The organism is Pseudomonas amygdali (genome assembly GCF_002699855.1).
Classification (GTDB): Bacteria; Pseudomonadota; Gammaproteobacteria; order Pseudomonadales; family Pseudomonadaceae; genus Aquipseudomonas; species Aquipseudomonas amygdali.
In genome coordinates this window covers 20606-29708 of sequence record NZ_LKBW01000294.1, presented here as the reverse complement: position 1 = coordinate 29708, position 9103 = coordinate 20606, and the positions used below count along the sequence as shown (strand labels likewise).

Sequence of the window (9103 nt, the reverse complement as noted above, 5' to 3'; positions counted from 1 at the left end):
GCGTTACGACAAGCTGGCAAGTAGCTTTAAAGCGATGGTCACACTGGCTTGCATCGAAAGATGCTTGCGGGCTGACTTTTCAGACAAACCCTAGTATCGAGGCATCGCCAAGAACAATAAGGAAAACGCAGATGCCGTACTTCCCCGCCGTCGACAAGGTTCGCTACGAAGGCCCTGACAGCGACTCGCCCCTTGCCTTTCGTCACTAAGATGCCGACAAACTGATTCTCGGCAAACCCATGCGCGAGCATTTGCGCATGGCGGCCTGCTACTGGCACACGTTCGTCTGGCCGGGCGCCGACATGTTTGGTGTCGGCACTTTCAAGCGTCCATGGCAAGGTTCCGGGGACCCGCTGGAGCTGGCTATCGGCAAGGCTGAAGCAGCTTTCGAGTTTTTCTCCAAACTCGGCATCGACTACTACAGCTTCCATGACACCGACGTGGCACCGGAAGGCAGCTCGCTCAAGGAGTATCGCAACAACTTCGCGCAGATGATTGATCAGCTGGAACGTCATCAGGAGCAAACCGGGATCAAGCTGCTGTGGGGCACCGCTAACTGTTTCAGCAACCCGCGTTTTGCCGCAGGGGCCGCCAGCAATCCGGACCCTGAAGTATTTGCCTACGCCGCGACTCAGGTGTTCAGTGCCATGAACGCCACCCAGCGACTCAAAGGGGCCAACTACGTCCTGTGGGGCGGTCGTGAAGGCTACGAAACCCTGCTCAATACGGACCTCAGGCAGGAGCGCGAACAGTTGGGCCGCTTCATGCGTATGGTGGTCGAGCACAAACACAAGATTGGCTTCAAAGGCGACTTGCTGATCGAGCCCAAGCCGCAGGAGCCCACCAAGCATCAGTACGATTACGACAGTGCTACGGTGTTCGGTTTTCTGCAGCAGTACGGTCTGGAAAAAGAGATCAAGGTCAACATCGAAGCCAACCACGCGACCCTGGCCGGACACAGCTTCCACCACGAAATTGCCACAGCAGTCTCGCTGGGGATCTTTGGCAGCATCGATGCCAACCGCGGCGACCCGCAGAACGGCTGGGACACTGACCAGTTCCCCAACAGCGTCGAGGAGATGACCCTCGCCACCTACGAGATTCTCAAGGCCGGTGGTTTCACCAATGGCGGCTACAATTTCGATTCCAAGGTCCGTCGTCAGAGCCTCGACGAAGTCGACCTGTTCCACGGCCACGTTGCCGCCATGGACGTGCTCGCCCTGGCGCTGGAGCGCGCTGCGGCGATGGTGCAGAACGATAAGCTTCAGCAGTTCAAGGACCAGCGCTACGCAGGCTGGCAGCAGCCGTTTGGCCAATCCGTACTTAGCGGAGGTTTCAGTCTCGCTTCGCTGGCCGAGCATGCGTTCGCCAACGACCTCAACCCACAAGCCGTCAGCGGTCGGCAGGAATTGCTTGAAGGAGTGGTCAACCGCTTTATCTACTCCTGAAGCAAGGCTGAACGGACGCCGCAGTGACATTCTCACGACAAATCTGTGCCCGCGGCGTCCGACAACGTTCTACAGTTGCACCGGCATTACGCTGCACATCATTAAGTGTCTTTCGAACAACAATAAAAGGACGCACGCTATGAACACCCTGAAACGCACGCTGCTTGCCAGCGCTCTGGCCTTGCTGTCCCTGCCGGTCATGGCCGACTCCGCCCACCCGAAAATCGGTTTTTCCATTGATGACCTGCGTCTGGAACGCTGGTCACGCGACCGTGATTACTTCGTTGCGGCAGCGGAGAAACTGGACGCCAAGGTCTACGTACAGTCGGCGGATGCCAACGAGCAGAAACAGATATCGCAGATCGAAAACCTCATCTCTCGCGGCGTCGATGTGCTTGTCATCGTGCCGTTCAACGCAACCGTGCTGACCAACGCCGTTGCCGAAGCCAAGAAGGCCGGGATCAAAGTGGTGTCTTATGACCGGCTGATCCTCAACGCCGAGATCGATGCTTACATCTCCTTCGATAACGAAAAGGTCGGCGAAATGCAGGCCGGCGGCGTGCTGAAAGCAGCCCCCAAGGGCAACTACTTTTTGCTGGGCGGCGCACCCACAGACAATAACGCCAAGATTCTGCGCGAAGGTCAGATGAAGGTGCTGCAGCCAGCCATCGACAAGGGCGATATCAAAATCGTCGGCCAACAGTGGGCGAAGGAATGGAACCCCACTGAAGCCCTGAGCATTGTTGAAAATGCCCTGACCCGAAATAACAACAAGATCGATGGCATCGTTGCTTCCAACGACGCCACCGCCGGGGGCGCGATTCAGGCGCTGGCCGCACAGAAACTGGCCGGCAAAGTGCCTATCTCGGGGCAGGATGCGGACCTGGCGGCGGTCAAGCGGGTCATTGATGGCACCCAGACCATGACCGTCTACAAGCCGCTGAAGCTGATTGCCAGCGAAGCCGCCAAACTGTCGGTGCAACTGGTGCGCAACGAGAAGCCTGCCTTTACCGCGCAGTACGACAATGGCAGCAAGAAAGTCGACACCATCCTGCTGACCCCGACACCGTTGACCAAGGACAACATCGACCTGCTGGAGAAAGACGGGTTCTACACCAAGGCGCAGATGGGCGGCCAGTGAGCTATCGATAATCAGTCGATAGAAAGCCTGGGCCTGTGCAGCACGGCTGCGCAGGCTCAGGCACGCCCTTGGATCCCCGTGTGAGCCTGTGCCATGTCCGACTATCTGTTGCAAATGAACGGCATCGTCAAAACCTTTGACGGCGTCAAAGCCCTGAACGGCATTGACATAAAGGTCCGGCCCGGTGAATGCGTCGGCCTGTGCGGCGAAAACGGCGCGGGCAAGTCCACGCTGATGAAGGTGCTGTCAGCGGTTTACCCCTACGGCACCTGGGACGGCGAGATCCTCTGGGATGGTAACCCCCTCAAGGCGCAGTCAATCAGCGAAACGGAAGCAGCCGGTATCGTCATCATTCATCAGGAACTCACGCTGGTGCCTGACCTGTCGGTGGCCGAAAACATCTTCATGGGTCATGAACTGACGCTCCCGGGTGGGCGCATGAACTACCCGGCCATGATCCATCGCGCCGAAGTGTTGATGCGTGAGCTCAAAGTGCCAGACATGAACGTGGCTCTGCCGGTTTCCCAGTACGGCGGCGGTTATCAGCAACTGGTGGAAATCGCCAAGGCACTGAACAAGAAAGCTCGTCTGTTGATCCTCGACGAGCCGTCCTCGGCCCTGACCCGCTCGGAAATCGAGGTGCTGCTGGACATCATTCGTGATCTGAAAGCCAAGGGCGTGGCGTGCGTGTACATTTCGCACAAACTCGATGAAGTGGCGGCCGTGTGCGACACCATTTCGGTGATCCGCGATGGTAAGCACATCGCCACCACCGCAATGTCGGACATGGACATCCCGAAGATCATCACCCAGATGGTCGGTCGCGAAATGAGCAACCTTTACCCCACCGAACCCCATGAGATCGGCGAGGTGATTTTCGAGGCGCGAAACATTACCTGTTACGACGTCGATAACCTCGGACGCAAACGGGTCGACGACATTTCGTTTGCTCTCAAGCGCGGGGAAATTCTCGGCATTGCCGGGCTGGTAGGCGCGGGTCGCACCGAACTGGTGTCCGCTCTGTTCGGTGCCTACCCGGGCCGATATACAGGTGAAGTGTGGCTGGACGGCCAACCTGTCGACACGCGCACGCCGCTCAAATCAATCCGCGCCGGCCTGTGCATGGTCCCGGAAGACCGTAAGCGTCAGGGCATTATTCCGGACCTGGGCGTTGGTCAGAACATCACCCTCGCGGTTCTCGATACCTACTCGAAAATGACCCGCATCGATGCCGAAGCCGAGCTGGGCAGCATCGACCGGGAAATCTCGCGCATGCACCTCAAGACGGCCAGCCCGTTCCTGCCGATCACCAGCCTGTCCGGTGGCAACCAGCAGAAAGCCGTGCTGGCGAAGATGCTGCTGACCCGCCCGCGCGTTCTGATTCTCGACGAACCGACCCGTGGCGTCGATGTGGGTGCCAAGTACGAGATCTACAAGCTGATGGGCGCGCTGGCGGCCGAAGGTGTGTCAATCATCATGGTCTCTTCGGAGCTGGCCGAAGTACTGGGAGTCTCCGACCGTGTGCTGGTGATTGGCGAAGGCCAGTTGCGCGGCGACTTCATCAACCATGAACTCACTCAGGAACAGGTGCTCGCCGCTGCGCTCAGCCACCCCGATGCCCCTGACAATAATGCCCGGAAGACCGCATAGATGAACCAGGTCAAACAGTTCTTCACCCGCTACAAAATGCTTGCGCTGGTGATTGCCATCGCAGTGATCTGGCTGTTCTTCAGTTGGCAGACCGATGGAGGGTTTCTGACCCCGCGCAACCTTTCCAACCTGCTGCGGCAGATGTCCATCACCGGCATTCTGGCTTGCGGCATGGTATTGGTGATCATCAGTGGCGAGATCGACCTGTCGGTGGGTTCATTGCTGGGCCTGCTCGGGGGGCTGGCGGCGATTCTGGATGTGGTTTACCACGTGCCGCTGCTGGCCAATCTGAGTCTGGTGGCCCTGTGCGGCTTGATGATCGGTCTGGCAAACGGCTACATGACGGCCTACCTGCGTATTCCCTCCTTCATTGTCGGGCTGGGCGGTATGCTGGCCTTTCGCGGCATTCTTCTGGGGATTACCGGCGGCACGACCATCGCCCCGGTATCGCCTTCGCTGGTCTACGTCGGCCAGGGATATTTGCAGCACTCTGTCGGTACAGCGCTTGGCGTACTGTTGCTGGCCCTGACGCTGTTCCTGACCTGGAAACAACGGCGCAATAGAGCCCTGCACGGGCTGGCGGCACATTCGATGATCCGTGATGTGTTACGCGTGGTATTGATCGGCGCTGTGTTGGGCGGGTTTGTCTATGTGCTCAACAGCTACGACGGAATCCCCGTTCCGGTATTGCTGTTGCTGGTCCTGCTCGGTGTGTTCAGTTATGTCACCAGCCAGACGGTTTTCGGACGGCACGTCCATGCGCGGCGGCTCGGGCACTGTCTACGGTGCCCTGCTTGGCGCGCTGGTCATCACCAGTCTCGATAACGGCATGTCCATGCTCGACGTCGACAGTTACTGGCAGATGATCGTCAAGGGCGGCATCCTCGTGCTGGCGGTGTGGGTGGACGTGAGCACACGGGCCGGACGGCGGTGATTCGCAGAAGTCAGAGGTTGTGCTGACCACTTTATTCTGGAGTTGCCGGTCTCGACAGGTCCCACAGGTTAATCGAGATACCGGGAACCACAGCGTGCGTTCCAGCCACTCACCGTCGATATGGTTTTCTACGGATACTGGCAATGGACTCATCCTCCACTCTACAAAAGCTGCTTGATAGGCGTGGTCAGGCGGCCAACGGAAATTCTGCGACACAGGCCGTACAGTGGCAGGAAGGAATGAACCTCACACTGCATGTGAACGGCGATAGCCTCACGATGTTGGCAGAGATCATCGATCTGCGTGCCGACCCTCAGGACGACATCCTCTTGCGCAAGCTGCTTGCCCATGCTTTTCCGGGCCTGCGGCTACGACGCGGCGCGTTGACCATCAACCCGGACGAGAACACGTTGGTGTATTCCTACGAGCATAACTTTCTCGCACTGGACAAGACCCGATTCGAAAATCTGCTGGCTAACTTTGCCGAAACAACGCAGGAGTTGCGTAACACCGCGCAGCGCCTGCGTTAGCGCTGAGGACAGAGCCCATGTTGAACAAGCCGACGTTGAACGGGATTGCCCCTACCGCACAAGCCGCTGCTTCCCATGCCGTCGAGGGCCCCACAAGCCCCACGCCAATGCGACTGGATGCAGCGCAAGGTCAGCGACCACTGCCACCGATGGACGCGCCATCGTCGTTACGCCTACGAGCGTCCGGCACATCGTCAGGTGGAGAACCGCAGGCGGCTCAGGAAAACTCAGGCAGCGCGGCTGCTGACAACAATGGAGCTGCACGCGCTCGGCGAGAGCCGGGGATTGATCCAGTCAGGCTTTTTGTGAAACTGATGGTAGGAACCCTTGCGCTCTCGACAGGATGTCGATTGACAAGGCATCCGGATGATTTTGCAAAAGATCCTGGAGGCAGTATATGGGCGGCCATGAGTTTAAAGCATCGCTCTTCTCAGAACGATCTGGATCAGGGAAACAGAACGGTTCTGGAGCGTTACGGCGCCTACATTCCCAAAGACAGTAACTGTTTCAAAGCAAAGGCAGACGTCACTCACGACATTCCCCCTGGCGTCGCAGGTCAGTGGAACGTTAAAACCCGTCAGGTGAAGCTGAACCCCAACATTGCGCTTGAAAGTCACCCGGCCGAGGTCGCAGGGCACGAGTTCATACACTGTTACACCCACCCGGAGTTCAGGGGTCGTCACATTGATCATCGGCACTGGAAAGCCTTGAACGAAGGCCTGACCACTCATCTGACGGAAAAACTACCCACGCCGAAACGCCTCTTGCCTATCCCTCTGGCCAAAGACCCTTATCACGGTTTCAAACTGGCCACAGGAGACTCATGGCCCGCTGCGGCGAAACGTATTGAAGGTGCTGTCGGCGAAGATACGCTGCTGAAAGCGTTCTTCGGCGGCGACGATGACGCCATCAGTGAAGTCGCCAAAGCCGCTGCCCAGATCTATCCCCGGCTTGCGTCAAGCCGCACCGAGCAGGAGTTGTACAGAGCCGGAATGATGCGCGGCTCGCAGCAATTGGCTGAGTGTTATGCCGGTGCCTTGCTCGCCAGCGGTCAGCCTTTGCCCGAGAGCTGGTCACGCAATATGCTCCCGGTGTTCAGTTTCTCGGACATGCAACCCGAGCAGGCGAAAAATGCGCAATTGCAAGCAGAGCAGAGCCAGGAGCGAATGGGCATCATATTTGATGCGGCATTTTTCTCACCAGACCTGAAGACCCAACGACAGGCATTGGGCATGCTGCGCGAAGATCTACTGATGCACTGGGAAAACGTTGTGCCCGATAAAGGCTGACCCATCGAAGCCCTCGCTTTAAAGGCTACCGGGAAGGAAAGGTGCTCAAGCCTGCCTGGCCGCTACCGCTTCCACTTCGATCAGCGCACCGGGCAACGGCAGCGCCACCACCTGCAAAGCGGTGCGCGCAGGTTTCAAGGGTTGCTCGGGGGTGCCGAAAAACTGCGTGTAACCGGCCTGCAGGCCTGCAAAGTCAAGCTTGCCGCCGGTTTCCTCGGCCCCCACCAGAAACACCCGCAACTGCACGATATCGCCCAGATCAAGGTCCTGTTGCCGGAGGATATTGCGCAGTTTGTTGAACACCGAAACGCTCTGCACTTCAGTGTTGCCATAGGCGGCAGGCGTACCCGCCGGAGCGTGTGGGTCGGCAAGGTCGGGCAAAGTGCCGCTGATGAACACCAGAATGGCCGAGGCAGGCACGGTCACGGTTTGCGAGATTGGAAAATCGCCGACGCTGGTACGTTGAATGCTGTCGCTCATGGTGTCACTCCTCAATGGATGTTGATGCTGCAATAAAGGCTCAGGACGCCGTGAGGGCCGCCGTCTGTCGTTGCTGGATAACCCGCTCGGCCAGTTGCCCGACCACATGGCGCGCCGAATTGGCGGCTGATTCCTGCCAGATACCCACGCCGCTCTGCACCAGCCCGTCGCCAGCGAAGTAAACCCGGCCATGAGGTTCATCCAGCAAGGCGCTGGCGTCGGCCGGGAAATGTTCGCGTTGCAGCCACGGGCCTTCGCTGTAAGGAATCTGCTCCCAGGACACGGCCAACGGGTTACGCAGGTGATGCGAGTAACCGGGATGCAGCAGTTCGACCGCCTCTCTGGAGGCTGCGTATTGCGCCTCGAACGGTTTCGCGCCGAACACGTCGGCACCCTCCCCGGTCACGTAACCGGCGACGAGCAGGCCATCGCGGGTGTTCAAGTCATTGCTCGGGTACCACAGCAGGCGCGCCGGATGGTCGATCCAGGACGACCCGCCATAGGTGCGGTAATCGGTTTCCCAGAAGCGCGGGGATTGCCACGCCACCTTGGTCGCCTGATCGTTGCGGGTGCTCAGCAAAGCAGCCTTGACCGGCTTGCTGAAGTCGGTATCCAGCCTGGCCAGCAACGGCAACGGCAGGGTCGAGACCAGGTAATCGGCGCGTACTACCTGTTCGCGGCCGCTGTGTCTGTCGTGATAGGTGACCGCCACACCGTCTTCCAGTTGACGAATCTGGCGCACCTGCGCGCCCAGTTGCACCTGTTCAGTGAGGCGCTGGTAAAAGGCGTCGGTGATGCGGTCCATACCGCCGACCGGCTGAAACATGGTCGCCGAGAACTCGGGAAACTCAGTGTGCAGCAGCGCGCCCAACAGCTCGGGATGCAGCAGGCGCTCCAGCCCTACCGGCTGCGCACTGGTCGGCAATGCCCCCGGATGCGAGAGCGACTCCTGATGTCCGGAACGCAGGCTGCCCTCATAAGCCAGTTCCTGCGAGAGGTCGCCATACACCTGCAAAAACGCTAACAGGCGCTGACGCTCTTCGCCGCTCAACACATCGTCCAGAGCATCGCGCTGCACCGCCGTGGCCAGTAGACCCGAGAGGTGGCCGCGGGCGTCGTTGATAGCCTGGCCGACAGTGAACGCGGGCTGTTGCAGGTCCGGGCGGACCTGAGCGCCATGGCTGCTGTTGACCAGCACTTCAAGCGGCACCCCCAGCTCGCTGCAATAGTCGAGCAGCGTGCGGTGCTGGCTGGGAATCCGCGCTGGCCCGGCATTGAAATACAGCCCGGGATCAAAGCCCACGGTCTGCGTGCGACCGTCCTTGTAGTCCACCTGATCGCCGCTGCGCAACGTCCAGTTGCGGCCGCCCACTCGATCACGGGCCTCCAGCACTTGCACGGTAAACCCTGCCCGCGTCAATTCCAGCGCAGTCACCAGCCCGGCGATTCCGGCACCCAGCACCAGTACGCGAGTGCCCTGCCCCAGCCCGCTTCCGAGTTTAAGAGGTTTTGGCCGCCGGTGTGATGAAGGCCCCAGCCCCAGTACCGCAAGCGCGTCCTTGACGGCTTTTTCGCCACCTACCGCAGCAATGCTGGAAAGTGCTTCACGTCGTGTCAGTCCCATGTCATTT

7 protein-coding genes and 3 pseudogenes are annotated in these 9103 nt (G+C 59.2%); 8 read left to right on the top strand and 2 right to left on the bottom strand.

Going from position 1 to position 9103, the window contains the following annotated elements; translation table 11 throughout:
• The 8 genes and pseudogenes from AO277_RS22740 to AO277_RS22710 all read left to right on the top strand — a co-directional run.
• A pseudogene (locus AO277_RS22740) lies at positions 1 to 94 on the top strand (IS5/IS1182 family transposase); the annotation flags it as partial.
• A gap of 37 nt (positions 95 to 131) precedes the next feature.
• A pseudogene (xylA, locus tag AO277_RS22735) lies at positions 132 to 1448 on the top strand (xylose isomerase).
• Positions 1449 to 1587: 139 nt separating this feature from the next.
• On the top strand, positions 1588 to 2589 hold the full coding sequence (gene xylF / locus AO277_RS22730; RefSeq protein ID WP_044317355.1) for a D-xylose ABC transporter substrate-binding protein: 1002 nt from the start codon (positions 1588 to 1590) through the stop codon (positions 2587 to 2589).
• Between the two features lie 93 nt (positions 2590 to 2682).
• Entirely contained in the window at positions 2683 to 4239 is a 1557-nt protein-coding gene (xylG, locus tag AO277_RS22725) for a D-xylose ABC transporter ATP-binding protein (protein ID WP_044317356.1), read from the top strand.
• Positions 4240 to 5173: pseudogene (locus tag AO277_RS22720) on the top strand (sugar ABC transporter permease).
• Between the two features lie 239 nt (positions 5174 to 5412).
• Positions 5413 to 5703, top strand: coding sequence for a CesT family type III secretion system chaperone (locus tag AO277_RS22715; protein ID WP_044317357.1), 291 nt, complete (start codon positions 5413 to 5415; stop codon positions 5701 to 5703).
• 117 nt (positions 5704 to 5820) lie between these two features.
• Complete coding sequence (locus AO277_RS28285; protein ID WP_135004056.1) at positions 5821 to 6012, top strand: hypothetical protein; 192 nt, start codon at positions 5821 to 5823, stop codon at positions 6010 to 6012.
• A 5-nt stretch (positions 6013 to 6017) separates the two neighbouring features.
• Positions 6018 to 6992 (top strand): type III effector, encoded by a 975-nt coding sequence (locus AO277_RS22710; RefSeq protein ID WP_257214247.1) that lies wholly within the window; start codon positions 6018 to 6020, stop codon positions 6990 to 6992.
• Positions 6993 to 7037: 45 nt separating this feature from the next.
• Here AO277_RS22710 and AO277_RS22705 read toward each other — a convergent pair whose 3' ends face one another.
• Complete coding sequence (locus AO277_RS22705) at positions 7038 to 7472, bottom strand: RidA family protein (RefSeq protein WP_002553364.1); 435 nt, start codon at positions 7470 to 7472, stop codon at positions 7038 to 7040.
• 40 nt (positions 7473 to 7512) lie between these two features.
• Positions 7513 to 9096 carry a flavin monoamine oxidase family protein gene (locus tag AO277_RS22700; RefSeq protein WP_044317359.1) on the bottom strand — a complete coding sequence of 528 codons (1584 nt, stop codon included), beginning with the start codon at positions 9094 to 9096 and terminating at the stop codon, positions 7513 to 7515.
• Positions 9097 to 9103: the final 7 nt, after the last annotated feature.